The 18,291-nt window shown below is 71.5% G+C and carries 17 protein-coding genes; 8 read left to right on the forward strand and 9 right to left on the reverse strand.

What is annotated here, in order from left to right:
* Positions 1–16: 16 nt before the first annotated feature.
* From N4P33_RS12870 to N4P33_RS12905, 8 genes are all read right to left on the reverse strand, one after another.
* The gene (locus N4P33_RS12870; protein WP_260826525.1) at positions 17–184 is read right to left on the reverse strand and encodes a hypothetical protein; all 168 of its coding nucleotides are present in this window, start codon (positions 182–184) and stop codon (positions 17–19) included.
* Complete coding sequence (locus N4P33_RS12875; protein WP_260826526.1) at positions 181–2,760, reverse strand: ATP-binding protein; 2,580 nt, start codon at positions 2,758–2,760, stop codon at positions 181–183. The genes N4P33_RS12870 and N4P33_RS12875 overlap by 4 nt, the downstream gene beginning before the upstream one ends.
* Before the next feature lie 12 nt (positions 2,761–2,772).
* Complete coding sequence (locus N4P33_RS12880) at positions 2,773–3,456, reverse strand: response regulator (RefSeq protein WP_260826527.1); 684 nt, start codon at positions 3,454–3,456, stop codon at positions 2,773–2,775.
* 109 nt (positions 3,457–3,565) lie between these two features.
* Positions 3,566–4,198, reverse strand: coding sequence for a potassium-transporting ATPase subunit C (locus N4P33_RS12885; protein WP_260826528.1), 633 nt, complete (start codon positions 4,196–4,198; stop codon positions 3,566–3,568).
* A gap of 6 nt (positions 4,199–4,204) precedes the next feature.
* Complete coding sequence (gene kdpB / locus N4P33_RS12890) at positions 4,205–6,307, reverse strand: potassium-transporting ATPase subunit KdpB (RefSeq protein WP_260826529.1); 2,103 nt, start codon at positions 6,305–6,307, stop codon at positions 4,205–4,207.
* A 32-nt stretch (positions 6,308–6,339) separates the two neighbouring features.
* Positions 6,340–8,001: a potassium-transporting ATPase subunit KdpA gene (gene kdpA / locus N4P33_RS12895; protein WP_260826530.1), complete on the reverse strand. Its 1,662-nt coding sequence runs from the start codon at positions 7,999–8,001 to the stop codon at positions 6,340–6,342.
* A gap of 8 nt (positions 8,002–8,009) precedes the next feature.
* Complete coding sequence (gene kdpF / locus N4P33_RS12900; RefSeq protein ID WP_069767153.1) at positions 8,010–8,099, reverse strand: K(+)-transporting ATPase subunit F; 90 nt, start codon at positions 8,097–8,099, stop codon at positions 8,010–8,012.
* Positions 8,100–8,301: 202 nt separating this feature from the next.
* A complete protein-coding gene (locus tag N4P33_RS12905) occupies positions 8,302–10,140 on the reverse strand; it encodes an APC family permease (RefSeq protein WP_260826531.1) in 1,839 nt (612 codons plus the stop codon).
* A 256-nt stretch (positions 10,141–10,396) separates the two neighbouring features.
* Here N4P33_RS12905 and N4P33_RS12910 point away from each other — a divergent pair, with 256 nt between their 5' ends.
* From N4P33_RS12910 to N4P33_RS12925, 5 genes are all read left to right on the forward strand, one after another.
* The gene (locus N4P33_RS12910) at positions 10,397–10,981 is read left to right on the forward strand and encodes a hypothetical protein (protein ID WP_260826532.1); all 585 of its coding nucleotides are present in this window, start codon (positions 10,397–10,399) and stop codon (positions 10,979–10,981) included.
* A gap of 334 nt (positions 10,982–11,315) precedes the next feature.
* Positions 11,316–12,134 (forward strand): SDR family NAD(P)-dependent oxidoreductase, encoded by an 819-nt coding sequence (locus tag N4P33_RS12915; RefSeq protein ID WP_260826533.1) that lies wholly within the window; start codon positions 11,316–11,318, stop codon positions 12,132–12,134.
* Between the two features lie 31 nt (positions 12,135–12,165).
* Positions 12,166–12,243, forward strand: a complete 78-nt coding sequence (locus N4P33_RS35680) for a 50S ribosomal protein bL37 (RefSeq protein WP_371413915.1) — start codon at positions 12,166–12,168, stop codon at positions 12,241–12,243.
* 131 nt (positions 12,244–12,374) lie between these two features.
* Positions 12,375–13,208 (forward strand): GNAT family N-acetyltransferase, encoded by an 834-nt coding sequence (locus N4P33_RS12920; RefSeq protein WP_260826534.1) that lies wholly within the window; start codon positions 12,375–12,377, stop codon positions 13,206–13,208.
* 44 nt (positions 13,209–13,252) lie between these two features.
* On the forward strand, positions 13,253–13,396 hold the full coding sequence (locus tag N4P33_RS12925) for a hypothetical protein (RefSeq protein ID WP_260826535.1): 144 nt from the start codon (positions 13,253–13,255) through the stop codon (positions 13,394–13,396).
* Here N4P33_RS12925 and N4P33_RS12930 read toward each other — a convergent pair.
* A complete protein-coding gene (locus N4P33_RS12930) occupies positions 13,384–14,808 on the reverse strand; it encodes a short-chain fatty acyl-CoA regulator family protein (RefSeq protein ID WP_260826536.1) in 1,425 nt (474 codons plus the stop codon). The genes N4P33_RS12925 and N4P33_RS12930 overlap by 13 nt on opposite strands.
* A gap of 336 nt (positions 14,809–15,144) precedes the next feature.
* Between N4P33_RS12930 and aceA the strand changes: the two genes are divergently transcribed.
* The 3 genes from aceA to N4P33_RS12945 form a co-directional block, all read left to right on the forward strand.
* Positions 15,145–16,425 (forward strand): isocitrate lyase, encoded by a 1,281-nt coding sequence (gene aceA / locus N4P33_RS12935; protein ID WP_260826537.1) that lies wholly within the window; start codon positions 15,145–15,147, stop codon positions 16,423–16,425.
* A gap of 119 nt (positions 16,426–16,544) precedes the next feature.
* On the forward strand, positions 16,545–18,134 hold the full coding sequence (gene aceB, locus N4P33_RS12940; RefSeq protein WP_260826538.1) for a malate synthase A: 1,590 nt from the start codon (positions 16,545–16,547) through the stop codon (positions 18,132–18,134).
* The coding region (locus N4P33_RS12945; RefSeq protein ID WP_260826539.1) for a 3-hydroxyacyl-CoA dehydrogenase NAD-binding domain-containing protein at positions 18,131–18,291 on the forward strand (161 nt) is incomplete at its 3' end. The genes aceB and N4P33_RS12945, both read left to right, overlap by 4 nt.

An 18,291-nucleotide genomic window follows, 5' to 3' on the forward strand; every position in this document is an offset into this window, starting at 1 on the left:
GAGCGTCGAACGAGCGTCAGGGGCGGTAGATCATCTCGAGCAGGCCCGCGGCGATCAGCAGCCACGCGCCGATGCCGATGAGCCAGATCGAGTCGGCGAGAGCGCCCCCGGTGACGAGGACGGCGGAGCCGATCACGAGGGTGACGATCCGGGACCGCATCCCCCATTCCCGGAGAGGTTTCATGTCCTGCCGGTCCTTTCGTAGGGCCCGTGTTCCCCGAACGCGGCCGCGGACGACGCATCCGGCTGCTCCCCTTGCCGCCGCGGTGCCGTCCGCACGGTGAGCACCATGGTCAGGCCACCACCCGGTGTGTCCTCGGCGTGCAGACTGCCGCCGATGGCCTCGGCGAAGCCGCGGGCGACCGCGAGGCCGAGGCCGACGCCGTCGCCGCGCGGGGCGTCGCCGTAGCGCTGGAAGGGTTCGAAGATGCGGTCCTTGGCCTCGTCCGGGACGCCGGGTCCGCGGTCGACGACCCGGATCTCCACCCGGTCGGCCAGGGCGCTCGCGGAGACCAGGACGCGTTCGCCCGGCGGGCTGTACTTCACCGCGTTCTCGACGACGTTGGCGACCGACCGTTCCAGCAGGCCGCGGTCGACGTCGACCATGGGCAGGGTCTCGGGCACCTCCAGATCCACGCTGTCCTCGGGTACGCCGCCGAGCGCCATCGGGATGACCTCGTCCAGGTCGGTCTCGCGGATGATCGGGGTGACGATGCCGGTCTGGAGGCGGGACATGTCCAGCAGGTTGCCGACGAGGTGGTCGAGCCGGTCGGCGCCGTCCTCGATGGCCTCCAGCAGTTCGGCCCGGTCCTCCTCGGACCACTCGACGTCGTCGGAGCGCAGCGAGGTGACGGCCGCCTTGATCCCGGCGAGCGGGGTGCGCAGGTCGTGGCTGACGGCGGCGAGCAGGGCGGTGCGGATGCGGTTGCCCTCGGCGAGCTCCTTGGCCTGGTCGGCCTCCTGCTGCAGACGCCGGCGGTCCACGACCACCGCGGCCTGGGCGGCGAAGGCGGCCAGGACCCGGCGGTCCTCGGCCGGCAGCACCCGGCCGGACAGGGCCAGGGCCATATGGTCGCCGACCGGTACGTCGACGTCCGCCTCGTCGGGGGCGGCGCAGGGGCGCGGGCCGACGCTGCCGGCACATGTCCAGGGCGCCACGTCGCTCTCGCGCTCCAGCAGCGCCACCGACTCCATGCCGAAGGTCTCGCGGACCCGTTCCAGCAGGGCGTCGAGACTCGTCTCGCCGCGCAGGACGTTGCCGGCGAGGAAGGAGAGGATCTCCGACTCGGCCCGCAGCCGCGCCGCCTGGTGTGTGCGCCGGGCGGCGAGGTCCACCACGGACGCGACGGCCACGGCGACCCCGACGAAGACGGCGATGGCGAGGATGTTCCTGCCGTCGGCGATGGTCAGCGTGTCGACGGGCGGGGTGAAGTACCAGTTGAGCAGCAGCGAGCCCACCACGGCGGACGCCAGCGCCGGGAAGAGACCGCCCAGCATGGCCGCCGCGACCGTCAGCGACAGGAACAGCAGCATGTCGTTGGCCAGCCCGACGTCCGGCACGACGCCGGTCAGGAGCAGGGTGAGCAGGGCGGGGCCGAGCACGCCGACGAGCCACCCCGCGACGACGCGGGAGCGTCCGAGCCGTGCCCCGCGGGCCACCGGCAGGCCGCGGCCCTTGCCCACCTCGGCGTGCGTGATGAGGTGGACGTCGAGATCGGGCCCCGACTCGCGGGCCACGGTGGCGCCGACGCCGGGACCGAGGACGTACTGCCAGCCCTTGCGGCGGGAGACGCCGAGCACGATCTGGGTGGCGTTCACCCCGCGGGCGAAGTCGAGCAGGGCGGCCGGTATGTCGTCGCCGACGACATGGTGGAAGGTGCCGCCCAGATCCTCCACCAGCGTGCGCTGCAGGGCCAGTTCCTTGGGCGAGGCGGAGGTCAGTCCGTCGCTGCGGGAGATGTAGACGGCCAGCACCTCGCCGCCCGCGCCCTTCTCCGCCAGCCGCGCCGCGCGCCGGATCAGGGTGCGTCCCTCGGGGCCGCCGGTCAGGCCGACGACGATCCGCTCCCGGGAGCCCCAGATCTTCGACACCCGGTGCTCGCTGCGGTACTCGTTCAGGTACTCGTCGACCCGGTCGGCCACCCACAGCAGCGCCAGCTCGCGCAGGGCGGTGAGGTTGCCGGGGCGGAAGTAGTTGGACAGGGCCGCGTCGACCTTGTCCGGCTGGTAGATGTTGCCGTGCGCCATGCGGCGGCGCAGGGCCTGAGGTGACATGTCGACCAGCTCGATCTGGTCGGCGCGCCGGACCACCTCGTCGGGGACGGTCTCGCGCTGGCGCACCCCGGTGATCGACTCGACCACGTCGCCGAGCGACTCCAGGTGCTGGATGTTCACGGTCGAGATCACGTCGATGCCCGCGGCGAGCAATTCGTCCACGTCCTGCCAGCGCTTGGCGTTGCGCGAGCCGGGGACGTTGGTGTGGGCGAGCTCGTCGACCAGGGCGACGGCGGGGGCCCGGCGCAGGACGGCGTCCACGTCCATCTCGGTGAAGACCGTGTCCCGGTACTCGATCTCCCTGCGGGGCACCTGCTCGAGGCCGTGCAGCATCACCTCGGTGCGCGGCCGGCCGTGGTGCTCGACGAGGGCGACCACGCAGTCGGTGCCGCGTTCGACACGGCGGTGTGCCTCCGACAGCATCGCGTACGTCTTGCCGACGCCGGGTGCCGCGCCGAGGTAGATCCGGAGCTTGCCGCGTGCCATGGGGTTCCTCGGTCATGCCTCGAAGCGGTAGCCCATGCCGGGCTCGGTGACGAGATAGCGGGGGCGGGAGGGGTCCTTCTCCAATTTGCGGCGCAGCTGGGCCATGTAGACGCGCAGGTAGTTGGTCTTGTGGCTCTGCGAGACGCCCCACACCTCCTTCAGCAGGTGCTTCTGCGTGATCAGCCGGCCGGGGCTGGTCACCAGGAGCTCCAGCAGATGCCACTCGGTCGGTGTCAGCCGCACGTCCCGTCCGCCCCGCACGACCTTCTTGGCCAGCAGGTCGATGCTGAAGTCCTCCGTCTCGACCAGTGTCGTCTCCGGGACGACCGCGGTGTCCTCGGTGCGGCGCACGGCGGCGCGGAGCCGGGCCAGCAGCTCGTCCATGCTGAACGGCTTGGTGATGTAGTCGTCGGCGCCGGCGTCGAGTGCGGCCACCTTCTCGTCGGACGCCCGGCGGGCCGACAGGACCAGGATCGGCACGCGGCTCCAGCCGCGCAGGCCCTTGATGACGTCGACACCGTCGATGTCGGGCAGACCGAGGTCGAGCAGGACCACGTCCGGCCGGCGCGCGGCGGCGAGCCTGAGGGCCGTGGCGCCGTCGGGGGCGGCGTCGACGCCGTAGTGGCGGGCCTGCAGGTTGATGACGAGGGCCCGCACGAGCTGCGGGTCGTCCTCCACCACGAGCACCCTGGTCATGGGTGTGCGCCTTCCTGTCCGGCCCGTGGGCGACTGGTTTCATGGCGGCGGGAGCCGGCGGTTCCGTGAGTCCCCGGCCGTCGGCTCCCTCTCTGTTCGCGCTCCGCCATCAGCTCTTGGCCGCGAGGCCCTTGAGCGCGATGTTGAGCTCCAGGACGTTCACCCGGGGCTCCCCCATGAAGCCGAGCGTGCGTCCCTCGGTGTGCTCGTCGACGAGCCTGCGGACCTCGGCGACGGGCAGGCCGTTCCTCTCGGCGACCCGGTGGACCTGGAGGTCCGCGTACGCGGGCGAGATGTGCGGGTCCAGTCCGGAGGCGGAGGAGGTGACCGCGTCGGCGGGGATCTGCGAGGGGCGGACCTTGTAGTCGGCGGTGGAGTTCTCCTTGACGACCTTCGCCTTCGCCTCCTTCACCCACTGGATCAGCTCGGCGTTGTCGCCGGAGCGGTTGGTGGCGCCGGAGAGGATCAGCGCGTACTGGGTGTTGACCGAGTTCTCCCCCAGGCCGTTCGCCGGCCGGGGCTGGAAGTAGTCCAGGCTGTAACCCTGTTGGCCGATCAGCGAGGAGCCGACGACCCTGCCGTCCGCCCGGATCTCGGAGCCGTTCGCCTTGTCGTGGAACAGGCCCTGAGCGATACCGGTGACGACCAGCGGGTAGACGACGCCGGTCACCAGGGTCAGCACGAGGAGGGCACGCAGGCCCGCTCCGAGCAACCGGGCGGTGTTGGTAACGGAGTTGTTCATGGTCCTTCACCCGATCCCGGGGATCGACGAGATGAGCAGGTCGATGAGCTTGATGCCGATGAACGGGGCTACCAGCCCGCCCAGGCCGTAGATCGTGAGGTTGCGGCGCAGCATCTTGTCGGCGCTGACCGGCCGGTACTGCACGCCCTTCAGGGACAGCGGCACCAGCGCGACGATGATCAGCGCGTTGAAGATGACGGCGGACAGGATCGCGGAGTCGGGCGAAGACAGGCCCATGATGTTGAGCTTGTCCAGGCCCGGGTAGACGGCCGCGAACAGCGCCGGGATGATCGCGAAGTACTTGGCGACGTCGTTGGCGATGGAGAACGTCGTGAGCGCGCCCCGGGTGATGAGGAGTTGCTTGCCGATCTCGACGATCTCGATGAGCTTGGTCGGGTTGGAGTCGAGGTCGACCATGTTGCCGGCCTCCTTGGCGGCCGACGTACCGGTGTTCATCGCCACGCCGACGTCGGCCTGCGCGAGGGCGGGGGCGTCGTTGGTGCCGTCACCGGTCATCGCGACCAGCTTGCCGCCCGCCTGCTCCCGCTTGATCAGCGCCATCTTGTCCTCGGGCGTGGCCTCCGCGAGGAAGTCGTCGACGCCCGCCTCCTCGGCGATGGCCTTCGCGGTGAGCGGGTTGTCACCGGTGATCATGACCGTCTTGATGCCCATGCGGCGCAGTTCCTCGAACCGCTCCCGCATACCGTCCTTGACGACGTCCTTGAGGTGGATGACGCCCAGCACACGGGCACCCCGGTCGTCCTCGACGGCGACCAGCAGCGGGGTGCCGCCGGCCTCGGAGATGCGGTTGGCGGTCTCGTCGGCGTCCTCGGCGACCGTGCCGCCCCGCTCCTCGACCCATGCGATGACCGAACCGGCCGCACCCTTGCGGATCCTGCGCCCGTCGACGTCCACGCCCGACATGCGGGTCTGGGCGGTGAAGGCGATCCATTCGGCGCCCACGAGTTCGCCCTGGTGGCGCTCGCGCAGGCCGTACTTCTCCTTGGCGAGGACCACGATGGAGCGGCCCTCGGGTGTCTCGTCGGCCAGCGACGACAGCTGCGCGGCGTCCGCGACCTGGGCCTCGGTGGTGCCCCGGACCGGTACGAACTCGGCGGCCTGCCGGTTGCCGAGGGTGATGGTGCCGGTCTTGTCCAGCAGCAGCGTGGAGACGTCACCGGCGGCCTCGACCGCGCGGCCGGACATCGCCAGGACGTTGCGCTGGACGAGGCGGTCCATGCCCGCGATGCCGATGGCGGAGAGCAGGGCGCCGATCGTGGTCGGGATCAGGCAGACCAGCAGGGCGACGAGCACCACCATCGTCAGCTCGGTGCCCGCGTAGGACGCGAACGGCGGCAGCGTGGCGCAGGCCAGCAGGAAGACGACCGTCAGCGAGGCGAGCAGGATGTTCAGCGCGATCTCGTTGGGCGTCTTCTGCCGGGCGGCGCCCTCGACCAGGTTGATCATCCGGTCGATGAAGGTGTCGCCGGGCCTGGTGGTGATCCTGATGACGATGCGGTCGGAGAGGACCTTCGTGCCGCCGGTGACCGCGCTGCGGTCGCCGCCGGACTCGCGGATGACGGGCGCCGACTCACCGGTGATGGCCGACTCGTCGACGGACGCGACGCCCTCGACGACGTCACCGTCGCCGGGGATGACGTCACCGGCCTCGCACACGACCAGGTCGCCGATCCGCAGACCGGTGCCGGGCACCTGTTCCTCCGTGCCGTCGGGCAGCAGCCGTCGCGCGACGGTACCGGTCTTGGCCTTGCGCAGGGTGTCGGCCTGCGCCTTGCCCCGGCCCTCGGCGACGGCCTCCGCCAGGTTGGCGAAGATCACGGTCAGCCACAGCCAGGCGCTGATGGTCCAGCCGAACCAGTCACCGGGGTCCGTGAAGGAGAACGCCGTGGTCAGCACGGAGCCGACCCACACGACGAACATGACGGGCGACTTGACCATGACCCGCGGGTCCAGCTTGCGGAACGCGTCCGGCAGGGACGTGACCAGCTGCTTCGGATCGAAGAGGCCGGCGCCGACACGGCCCTCGGCCGGCTTGTGGCCCGTGGGGACGTCGCTGTGCGGCGCCCGGGTGGGAGTGACTGTGGACATGGAGTCCTCTGACTTCTGTGTACGGGTGGTCGTCACGCCAGCCCCTCGGCGAGCGGGCCCAGGGCGAGGGCGGGGAAGTACGTGAGACCGGTGATGATCAGGATGGCGCCCACGAGCAGGCCGGTGAACAGCGGCTTCTCGGTGCGCAGGGTGCCCGCGGTGGCAGGGACCGGCTTCTGGCCGGCGAGTGAGCCGGCGAGGGCCAGCACGAACACCATCGGCACGAACCGGCCGAGCAGCATGCACAGGCCCAGCGTGGTGTTGAACCACTGGGTGTCCGCGTTGAGGCCGGCGAAGGCCGAGCCGTTGTTGTTCGAGGCGGACGTGTAGGCGTAGAGGATCTCGGAGAACCCGTGCGCGCCGCTGTTGGTCATGGAGTTCGCCGGCGTGGGCAGGGCCATCGCGACGGCGGAGAAGACGAGCACGAGCGCCGGGGTGATGAGGATGTAGCAGGCCGCCAGCTTGATCTCGCGGGTGCCGATCTTCTTGCCCAGGTACTCGGGCGTGCGGCCGACCATCAGGCCGGCGATGAACACCGCGATGATCGCCATGATGAGCATGCCGTAGAGGCCGGAGCCGACACCGCCGGGCGCGATCTCGCCCAGCATCATGCCGAGCATGGTGATCCCGCCGCCCAGGCCGGTGAAGGAGGAGTGGAAGGAGTCCACCGCGCCGGTCGAGGTGAGCGTGGTCGACGTCGCGAAGATCGCGGAGGAGCCGACGCCGAAGCGGAGCTCCTTGCCCTCCATCGCGCCGTTCGCCAGCTCGAAGGCCGGGCCGTGGTGGGAGAACTCGGTCCACATCATGAGGGAGACGAAGCCGAGCCAGATGGTGCCCATCGTGGCGAGGATCGCGTAGCCCTGCTTCACGCTGCCGACCATGAGGCCGAAGGTGCGGGTCAGGGAGAACGGGATCAGCAGGATGAGGAAGATCTCGAACAGGTTGGAGAACGGGGTGGGGTTCTCGAAGGGGTGGGCGGAGTTGGCGTTGAAGTAGCCGCCGCCGTTGGTGCCCAGCTCCTTGATGGCCTCCTGCGAGGCGACCGCGCCGCCGTTCCACTCCTGCGTGCCGCCCATGAACTGACCGACCTCGTGGATGCCGGAGAAGTTCTGGATCGCGCCGCAGGCCACCAGCACGACCGCGCCGACGGCGGCCAGCGGCACCAGGACGCGGACGACGCCACGCACCAGGTCGGACCAGAAGTTGCCCAGCTCACCCGTGCGGGACCGGGCGAAGCCGCGGACCAGCGCGACGGCGACGGCCATGCCGACCGCGGCCGAGACGAAGTTCTGCACGGCGAGCCCGGCGGTCTGCACGACGTGGCCCATGGCCTGCTCGCCGTAGTACGACTGCCAGTTGGTGTTCGTGACGAACGACACGGCCGTGTTGAACGCCTGGTCCGGGTCGATCGAGGCGAAGCCCAGCGAGCCGGGCAGGACGCCCTGGAGCCGCTGGAGGGCGTAGAGGAAGAGGACACCGGCCACGGAGAAGGCGAGGACGCCGCGCAGGTACGCGGGCCAGCGCATCTCGGTGTCGGGGTCGGCGCCGATGCCCTTGTAGATCCACTTCTCGACGCGCCAGTGCTTGTCGGAGGAGTAGACCCGGGCCAGGTAGGTGCCGAGGGGCTTGTAGGCGAGCGCCAGTGCCGCTATGAGCGCGAGCAGCTGGAGCACGCCGGCGAGTACGGGACCCATCTCTTGTCTCAGAACCTCTCCGGGAAGATCAGGGCGAGGACGAGATAGCCCAGCAGGGAGACGGCCACGATCAGGCCGACGACGTTCTCGGCGGTCACAGCTTCGTCACCCCCTTGGCGACAAGAGCCACGAGCGCGAAACCCGCGAGCGTGACGACGACGAAGGCCAGATCGGCCATCGCGAACTCCTGGAGTGAGGTTCGGTTGAAACGGACGACTAGAAGGAAAGCGCCTCGATGACCGGATCGGACCGGTCGTTGACGGGTCCCTTACGGCGATGCCCACGGCTTTGACGGATCCCTTACGGCAGCCGGAAGCGGAGCCGGCAGATCACCGCGTCCGTCTCCCGGCGCAGGGCGTGGGCGACGACCGCGCCCCGCTGGTTCTGCAGCAGCCGCTGCCACAGCCGCTCCGGCTCGGTCTCCGGGATCAGCACGGTGAGACGGGTGCCCGGTGCCAGATCGGCCACCCGGCGGACGTACGCGGCGATGGGGCGGCCCAGCGTCCGGCGTTCGCTGTGCAGCAGGACCAGCGGCACCCCCGGGTCCCACTCGGCCCAGGCCCGTTCCAGGGCGTGCAGGGCGGCCCGGTCCTCGGGGTCGGGGTGGCAGACGGTCACCGCGCGGACCTCGTCGCCGAGGGACGCCGCGGCGGTCAGGGCCTCGGAGGTCAGCCGGGAGATCGAGGAGACCGGCACGATCACGAGCGAGCGGTCGCGGTGCGGTACCTCCGGGATACGGCCGAGGCCGAGGCGCTCGCCGATGCGGGCGTAGGCCCGGTGCACGGTCTCGAAGCCTCCCACCAGCAGGGGCAGGGCGACGACGATCAGCCAGGCGCCCTCACCGAACTTGGTCGCGGTGACGACGAGCGCCGAGACGCCGGTCAGCAGGGCGCCGAAGCCGTTGAGGGCCGCCTTGCCCCGCCATCCGGGCCCGCGCTCGATGTGCCAGTGCCGGACCATGCCGACCTGGGCGATGGTGAAGCCGACGAAGACACCGATGGCGAACAGCGGCACCAGGGTGTTGGTGTCGCCGCCGGAGAAGACCAGCAGGCCCGCGCCGGCCAGCGCCAGGGCCAGCACACCGTGCCGGTGCACCTGGCGGTCCGCCTTCAGGGCGAAGACGTGCGGCAGGTAGTTGTCCCGGGCGAGCAGCTTCAGCAGCACCGGCAGCCCGCCGAACGAGGTGTTCGCGGACAGCGCCAGCAGGATCATCGTCGCGAACTGGACGACGTAGAAGGCCCAGTTGTGGCCGAGGGAGGCGTCCGCGAGCTGGGCGAGGACGGTGACGCCCTCGACGGGCTGGAGGTGGAAGCGGGAGATCAGCACCGACAGGCCGATCAGCATCACGCCGAGGACGGCACCGAGGGCGACCTCCGCGCGCTGGGCGCGCCGGGCGCGCGGGACACGGAACGAGGGGACGGCGTTGGCGATGGCCTCGACCCCGGTGAGGGCCGAGCAGCCGGAGGCGAAGGCCTTCAGCAACAGCAGGGCGCCGACGGTGGTGGCGTCGTCGGCGAGCACGGAGGCGTGGCCCTGCGCGGTCGCCGTACTCACCGGCTCGGAGCGCAGCAGCCCGACAACGATGAGCACGAGGATCGATCCGACGAACACGGCCGTGGGCACGATGAACGCCCTCGCCGACTCCACGATGCCCCGCAGGTTCACCCCGGTGATCAGCACCAGCACCGCCAGGCACAGCCACAGCCGGTCGTCGTACAGGGCCGGGAAGGCGGAGGTCAGCGCGGCCACGCCGGCCGTGACGGCGACGGCGACGTTGAGCACGTAGTCCAGGACCAGCGAGGCCGCCGCCACCAGGCTGGTGCGCCGGCCCAGGTGCGCCTTGGCGACCGCGTAGGAGCCGCCGTCCGGGAAGGCCGCGATCACCTGCCGGTACGAGGCGACCAGCACGGCCAGCAGGGCGGCGATGGCGAGGGTGACCGGCAGGGTGAAGCCCAGACCGTGCGCGCCGGCGGCGGCCAGCACGAGGACGATCGCCTCGGGTCCGTAGGCCACCGAGGCCATGGCGTCCAGGGACAGGGCGGCCAGGCCGGTGAGGGCGGTCAGCCGGTGGCGTTCCCCGGTATCGGGCGGTTCCTCGCCGGCGGGGACGGCATCCGGCTGGGCGGTCAGAACGGTCATGAACGGTGCTCCTTGATCGAGGGGCCGACGTGTGTGGGCCTGTGTGGGCCTGTGTCGGCGTGCACCAGGTTCTGTCCGTTTCCGGTCACGTCCGGCTTTTCCTTGCGCCTTCTTCGCACCCTCGGGGCCGACTTTGACGGGACCTTGACGGGGTGCGGGGTGAGCCGGCCGGGCGGGACAAGGAGCCGTTCGATATCCGTCAGGGCCGCGTCAAGGTGCGCCCGGGCGGGCGGGCCGGCTCACTAGCGTCCCCGGCATGGGACGCCGTGATGACGTACGCGAAGGCTCGCCCGACGCCCAGGCAGACGGCCCGGGCGGCCCGAGCCACTCGGATCGCCCCGGTGAGGCGACGAATCGCCTCGAGTGGGTGCGGGAGCTGAGAAGCGCGGTCCGCTGCGCGGGCGTCCTGCTCGCTCTGCTGCTCCTGGTCGACTGGGGCGCCGGCCGGATCACCCCGTGGCGTGCGGTGCTGTGGTGCGCGCTGGCCGGGCTGCTTTTCGTCACGCTGTATCCGCAGCGCGTCTGCGCGCGCGAGAACCTGCTGGTCACACGTGGCCTGCTGCGCGCCCACCGGGTGCGTACGGACCTGCTGGTGTCCGTGCGCTGCATGGACGGTGTCTCGCAGCGGCTGCTGCTGCGGGACGCGCTGGGGGGCCGCGTCGAGATCGACCCCCGGGTGCTGGTGCGCCATCCGCGGCTGTGGTTCTACGTGGACCGGGGCACCCGGAAGGCCGCCGCCGACGGCAGGCTGCTGTGCGGGGTGACCGCCCTGCGGAGCATCGCCCGGCGCATCGACCGGGAGGCGGCCCACGCCGTGTTCCGCAGCTCCGGTCTGGAGTGAGCGGGGCACGGGCGCGTGCGGGCACGTCAGAGACCTGTCAGCATCCCGTCAGAACCCCGTCAGGCAACGGGAGTTCGTCTTGCCCCGCCGGTGCGCCGGGGCTTGGATGGGGCTCATGCCCAGCGCCTGGCTCCTGTTCGACCGGCCGCCGAGTCCCGCTCGGCCGTCGCGTCCTGAGCCTGCCGCGCTGAGCCGAGGCGATCGCGTCCGCTGACGCCGCCTCGGTGATCCGAGGGGCGCCGTGATCGGCTCCGGCGCCCCTCCTCCCTTCCCTCTCGCACGCTCACCGCCCCTCGCGGGGCCGTGCCGGCGTGCCCTCACCCCGGATTGGATCATGTCCGACTCCCGCCCCGCCGTCTTCGACGGCCGCACCGTCCTGGTCACCGGCGCCACCGCCGGCATCGGCTACGAGACCGCCCGTCTGCTCGCCGAGCGCGGCGCCACCGTGCTGCTGCACGGCCGCACCGCCGAGGAGGCCCGCGCCGCCGCCGACGCGCTCATCGCCGTCGCGGGCGTGGACGCGGCACGTCTGTGCACGTACGCCGCCGACTTCGCCCGCCTGGACGAGGTCGAGACCCTCGCCCGCACGGTCGTCTCCGAGCATCCCCGTCTCGACGTCCTCGTCAGCAACGCGGGCATGGCCGCCCCCGAGCGGCACACCGTCACCGCCGACGGCAACGAGATCGCCTTCCAGGTCAACTTCCTCGCGCACTACCTGCTCACCTGTCTGCTGGAGCCCGCGCTCACCAGCGAGCCGGGCGGACGCGTCGTCAACGTGTCGTCGTCGCTGCACCGCACCGCGTCCATCCAGTGGTCCGACCCGAACCGCGCCCGCCGCTACTCCCGGCTCGCCGCCTACGCCCAGTCGCAGCTGGCCCTGACGGTGTTCGCGGCCGACCCGCGGGTCACCGCCGTCTCCGTGCACCCCGGTGTCTGCGACACGGCGCTGCTCCCGCTGTACGCCCACGAGGGCGTCACGCCCGCCGAGGGCGCCGCCCACGTGGTGCGGCTGTGCGACCCGGCCGTGGAGATCGTCAACGGCGCCTACTACGACCGCGACGAGCGGGTCGACCCGGCCCCGGCCGCCACGGAGGACCGCACGGTCCGCCGCCTCACGAAACTGGCCGATCTCCTAGTCGGCCGCACCGCTTGAACGTCAGTACGTCTCACAGGAGTTGACGCCCATGTCGAAACGAGCACGCAAGAAGAAGGCCCGCCGCAAGAAGAAGGCGAACCACGGGCGCAGGGCCGGGCAGCGCTAGGGCACCGGCGCCCCGCGGCGGGCGGGAGCACTCAGAAGCACCACGTAATCCCGCCCGCCCTGTTGTCTCTCCGGCGCCCGCTTCGGCGCCCCCTTCGTCGTCGTCTTCCCCTCCACCCCTGTGAGGCGTTCGTGTTCGAGCTCTCTCCCGGCCCCGTGCCCGCACTCACCCGCTGGTTCCCGGCGGGCGCCCCGGGTCCCGCCACCGTCGGCGAGCACGTCCTGGCCACCGGTATCGGCTCCTGGTGGGCGGACCGTGCCGTCCAGCCGCGCGTCGTCGCCGTGTCCTGTGCCGGCCACGTCGTGCTGCGCGGCACCCCGGACTCCCTCGCCCCGGAGGAGCTCGCGCCCCTGGCGGGCAACCGGATCGACGCGCCCGACCGTTTCCTGCCCGTGCTCGGCGCCGCCTTCGAGCGGCTCACTCCGTGGGAGCGCATGATCTGGACCCGGCAGGCCGAACCGCAGCAGGCCGGTGTCCCGTTCGGGCTGGTCCTGCGCCGTCTGGAGCGCTCCGACGCCGGTGCCCTGCAGGCTCTCGGCCCCGACGCCGCGTGGCTCTCGGCCAGTTGGGGCGGACCGCTGGGGCTCGCCTCCTCGGGCTACGGCTGGGCGGTGCTGAGCCGCAGGGGCCGGATGCTGGCCGTGGCCTGCACCTACTTCCGGGGCAGCCGCTACGAGGACGTGGCCGTCTACACCGTTCCGGACCACCGCCGCCACCGTCTCGCCCTGGCCTGCGTGAACGCCCTGTGCGAGGACATCGCCGCGCGGGGCCGTGTCCCCGGCTGGAACTGTTCGGTCCTCAACCGTGCCGGCCGACTGCTGGCCTGGAACGCCGGTTTCCGGCTGGTCCGCGAGTACGTCCACTACGCGGCGGGAAGTCCGGTGCCGCGCGCGGGCGGCCGTACCGAAGCGGGCCCGGCCCTGCCGCTGCCCTCCGGTCCGCTGACCAGGCGGACCCCGGCATGAGACCGCTGCGGGCATCAGGCGTGAGACCGCTGCGGGAATGGGGCATGCGGGCCCGGATCACCGGCCTGCTGGGCGCGGCCTTCACGCTCGTCACGGCGGGCATCGTCGCCGACTGGTGGTGGCTCGTCGGGATCGGCGCGTGGGTGCTGATCGCCGCGGGGCTCCTGGAGATGGTCTACCGCCCTTGATCCGGCCGTGCGTCGGGGCCGGTCACCGGGTACGGGACGAAGGTGCTGCTGTCGGGGTCGATGTGCAGGGCGTGGCCGAGCGGCGGGGCGGCGCGCTGGGGGCAGGCGAGGCGTTCGCAGACCCGGCAGCCCATGCCGATCGGGGTGGCGGCCGAGGCGTTGTCGAGGTCGAGGCCGTCGGAGTAGACGAGGCGCCGGGCGTGCCGGATCTCGCAGCCGAGGCCGATGGCGTACGTCTTGCCGGGCTCGCCCCAGCCGCCGCGGTGCCGGGTGACCGCGCGGGCCGTCCACAGGTACCGCTGCCCGTCGGGCATCTCGGCCACCTGGACGTGGATGCGGCCGGGGGCGGCGAAGGACTCGTACACGTTCCACAGCGGGCAGGTGCCGCCGGCCCGGCTGAAGTGGAAGCCGGTCGCGGACTGGCGCTTGGACATGTTGCCGGCCCGGTCGACCCGGACGAAGGAGAAGGGCACGCCGCGCAGCCGCGGGCGCTGCAGGGTGCTGAGGCGGTGGCAGACCGTCTCGTATCCGAGGCCGTAGCGGTCGGTGAGCCGCTCGATGTCGTAGCGGAACTCCTCGGCCGCCGCGTGGAAGGCCGTGTACGGCAGGATCAGCGCGGCGGCGAAGTAGTGGGCGATGCCGATGCGGGCGAGCGCGTGGGCCGGTGAGCCGGGTGCGAAGTCCTCGGCGGCCGTCCGGTCCAGGTCCTCGCCGTGTTCCAGCAGGGCGAGCTGCGTCGCCATGCGGAAGGCGCGCTGACCGGGCCGCAGCCGCGGGGACAGGTGCAGTGTGCGGCTGCTCCGGTCGTAGCGGTGCAGCCGGTCGCCGGGGTCCGCGGCGAGGCGGACGCCGTGCGTGCCGGTGAGTCTTCTGGTGAGGGCTCCGGTCACCTCGCCGGGCCGGACACCGATCTCCTCGGCCAGGTGCTCGGCGGCGAGGTCGGTGTCGTGGAGGTAGTTCTGGCGGCGGTAGAAGAAGTCGCGGACCTCCTCGTGCGGCGAGGGCGTGGTGCCCGGTGCTCCGTCCCGGCCGTCCGTCGCCCCGGCCAGCCGCTCGGACAACTGCTGGGTGCGGCGGCCCAGATCGAGCAGGACCTGGGCGACTCCCGGCATCCGTGACGCCAGTTCGGCGAGGTCGGACGGGGAGACCCGGGCGGCGGTGAGTTCACCGGCCAGCGCCTCGCGCAGGTCGGCGACCAGGCGTGCGGTGTCCCGCTCGGAGAAGAACGCGGCGTCGACGCCGAACGTCTCCGTCAGCCGGAGCAGCACGGGCACGGTCAGCGGGCGGGAGTCGTGCTCCATCTGGTTCAGGTAGCTCGGGGAGATGCCGAGCAGGCGGGCGAGTTCGGCCTGGCTCAGCCGCCGCTCCTCACGCAGTCGCCGCAGCCGCGCTCCCGCGTACGTCTTGCTCACCGACCGCTCCTGCCTCCCGGGAATCTGACGCGGTCAGCGTACGGGACCGAACCGGCCGCTGAGGCCTTCGCAAAGTTGGCAGAAGTCAGGGTGAAGATTCGCACAAGTTGGCACGAGGCCAAGCTTGTTGGCACTGAGTGCCAGCTGCCAGAGTCGGAGCGCGGCCCGCCGGAACCGGCAGCATTGCTCCGCTTCACCTCCGGACGGCCGACGGGCCGCACCCCATGCACGCCTTGCCCCCCTACACAACGACACGCAGTGCCACCCCTGTTCATCCCTGTTCATCTTGGACAGCGGGATTGGCAGCCAGTACAGACCGAGGAGACGGTGACAGTCATGGCAGAAGCGAGGACGCAGGCCGCCGAGGAACTCGCGCGGCGGTGGGCCACCGACCCCCGCTGGAAGGGCATCGAACGCACCTACGGCGCCGAGGACGTGATCCGGCTCTCCGGCAGCGTCCGCGAGGAGCACACGCTGGCCCGGCGCGGCGCCGAGCGGCTGTGGCGGCAGCTGCACGAGCGCGACTACCTCCACGCGCTGGGCGCGCTCACCGGCGGTCAGGCGGTGCAGCAGGTCAAGGCGGGCCTCCAGGCCATCTATCTGTCCGGCTGGCAGGTCGCCGCCGACGCCAACCAGGCCGGGCACACCTACCCCGACCAGAGCCTGTACCCGGCCAACTCGGTGCCGCAAGTGGTCCGTCGTATCAACAACGCCCTCCTGCGCGCCGACCAGATCGCCACCAGCGAGGGCGACCACTCGACCGACTGGCTCGCGCCGATCGTCGCCGACGCGGAGGCCGGCTTCGGCGGCCCGCTGAACGCCTTCGAGCTGACGAAGGCGATGATCGCGGCGGGCGCGGCCGGCATCCACTACGAGGACCAGCTCGCCTCCGAGAAGAAGTGCGGGCACCTCGGCGGCAAGGTCCTCGTCCCCACCTCCCAGCACATCCGCACCCTCAACGCGGCCCGCCTCGCCGCCGACATCGCCGACGTCCCGACGGTGATCATCGCCCGTACGGACGCGCTGGCCGCGAACCTGCTGACCAGCGATGTCGACGAGCGCGACGCCGAGTTCGTGACCGGCGAGCGCACGGCTGAGGGCTTCTATCGGATGCGTAACGGCATGGCGCCGGTGATCGCCCGTGGTCTGGCCTACGCGCCCTACGCCGACCTCATCTGGGTGGAGACCGGTTACCCGGGCCTCGCCCAGGCCCGCGAGTTCGCCGAGGCGATCCACGCCCGATACCCGGACCAGATGCTGGCGTACAACTGCTCGCCGTCCTTCAACTGGAAGGCCGCCCTGGACGACGACCAGATCGCCAAGTTCCAGCGCGAACTGGGCGCGATGGGCTACAAGTTCCAGTTCATCACGCTGGCCGGCTTCCACTCCCTCAACTACGGCATGTTCGACCTGGCCCGCGGCTACGCCGAGCACGGCATGACCGCGTATGTCGACCTGCAGGAGCGGGAGTTCGCCGCGCAGGCGCACGGTTTCACCGCGGTCAAGCATCAGCGCGAGGTCGGTACGGGCTATTTCGATCTGGTGTCGACGGCTGTGAACCCGGCTTCCTCGACCACGGCACTTGTCGGGTCGACCGAGGAGGAGCAGTTCCACTAGGCCGGTTTGCCGTCTGCGGCGCGTGGGGGCTGGTCGCGCACGCGCGGCGGAAGCCGCATATCGACACAGCCCCGCGCCCCTTTGGGGCGCGTCGATGGCCCCCTATCGAGAAGGAACCGATGACCATCACCACCACCCACCACGTCCGTGTTCTCGCCGCGCCCGGCCACCGGCACGACGAGATCCTCACGCCCGCCGCCCTGGACTTCGTGGGCCGTCTCGCCGACGCCTTCGGTCAGCGTCGGCGGGACCTGATGAAGGAACGCCGTCGGCAAGTGCTGCGGCTGGCGGCCGGGGCGCCGCTCGACTTCCCCCTGGTCACCTCCGCCGTCCGTGACGACCCCACCTGGCGTGTCGCACCGCCCGCGCCCGGTCTGACCGACCGGCGCGTGGAGATCACCGGGCCGCCCGACCGGCGCATGGCCGTCAACGCCCTCAACTCCGGTGCCAACGTGTGGATGGCCGACTTCGAGGACGCCACCGCGCCCCTCTGGGACAACATCGTCGGCGGCCAGCTCACCCTGCTCGACGCCGTCGAGCGCCGGATCGACTTCACCACCCCGGAGGGCAGGGAGTACCGGCTCGGCGAGGAGCTCGCGACGATCGTCGTCCGGCCGCGCGGCTGGCATCTCGACGAGGAGCACCTGGAGTTCGGCGGGCGGCCCGTGCCCGCCGCCCTCGTCGACTTCGGCCTGTACTTCTTCCACTGCGCCCAGCGGCAGATCGACGCCGGGTACGGCCCGTACTTCTATCTCCCCAAGCTGGAGAACCGGTACGAGGCGCGGCTGTGGAACGACGTCTTCGTCCTCGCCCAGGAGCTGCTCGGCATCCCGCGCGGCACGATCCGGGCCACGGTCCTCATCGAGACGATCACCGCCGCGTTCGAGATGGAGGAGATCCTCTACGAGCTGCGGGAGCACAGCTCCGGCCTCAACGCGGGCCGCTGGGACTACCTGTTCAGCCTGATCAAGACGTTCGGCCACCGCACCGACTTCCTTCTGCCCGACCGGGCGAAGGTCACGATGACCGCCCCGTTCATGCGGGCCTACACCGAACTGCTCGTGCGCACCTGCCACAAGCGCGGCGCCCACGCCATCGGCGGCATGGCCGCCCAGGTGCCCGGCAGGGACCCGGCGGCGCGCGAGGCCGCGTTCGCCACGGTGCGCCTGGACAAGGAGCGGGAGGCAGAGGACGGCTTCGACGGCTCCTGGGTCGCCCACCCGGGGCTCGTCCCGGTGTGCCGGGAGGTCTTCGGCTCCGTCCTCGGCGACCGGCCCCACCAGCTGGACCGCACCCGGGAGGACGTCGAGGTCACCGCGGCCGACCTGCTGTCGGTGCGCCGGATCAGCGGCCCGCCCACACCGGAGGGGGTCCGCACCAACGTCTCCGTCGCCCTGCGCTACTTCGCCGCCTGGCTGCGCGGTCAGGGCGCCGTCGCCCTCGACGGGCTGATGGAGGACGCGGCCACCGCCGAGATCGCCCGGGTGCAGATCTGGCAGTGGCTGCGGCACTGGGTCGTCGACCGGGAGACCGTCGAGGAACTGCTCGACGAGGAACTGGCGGCGCTGGGCGCCGAATACCCGTGGGCCCCGGTCGACGACCTCCGCGCGCTCTTCGAACGGACGGCCATGACAGGCGAGTTGCCGCTGTTCTTCACCCCGGACGCCTACACCCGTCACCTGGTGCGGCGGACGGAGGCCCGAGCATGAGCGGGGACATCACGCGCGTCGGTGTCGTCGGCGGCGGGCAGATGGGCGCCGGCATCGCCGAGGTGTGCGCACGGGCGGGACTGGACACCGTGGTGTGCGAGGCGGACGCGCTCGCGGCCCGCGCCGCCCGCGACCGGGTGGCGGCGTCGCTCGACCG

It is taken from the genome of Streptomyces sp. 15-116A (assembly GCF_025290915.1).
GTDB lineage: Bacteria > Actinomycetota > Actinomycetes > Streptomycetales > Streptomycetaceae > Streptomyces.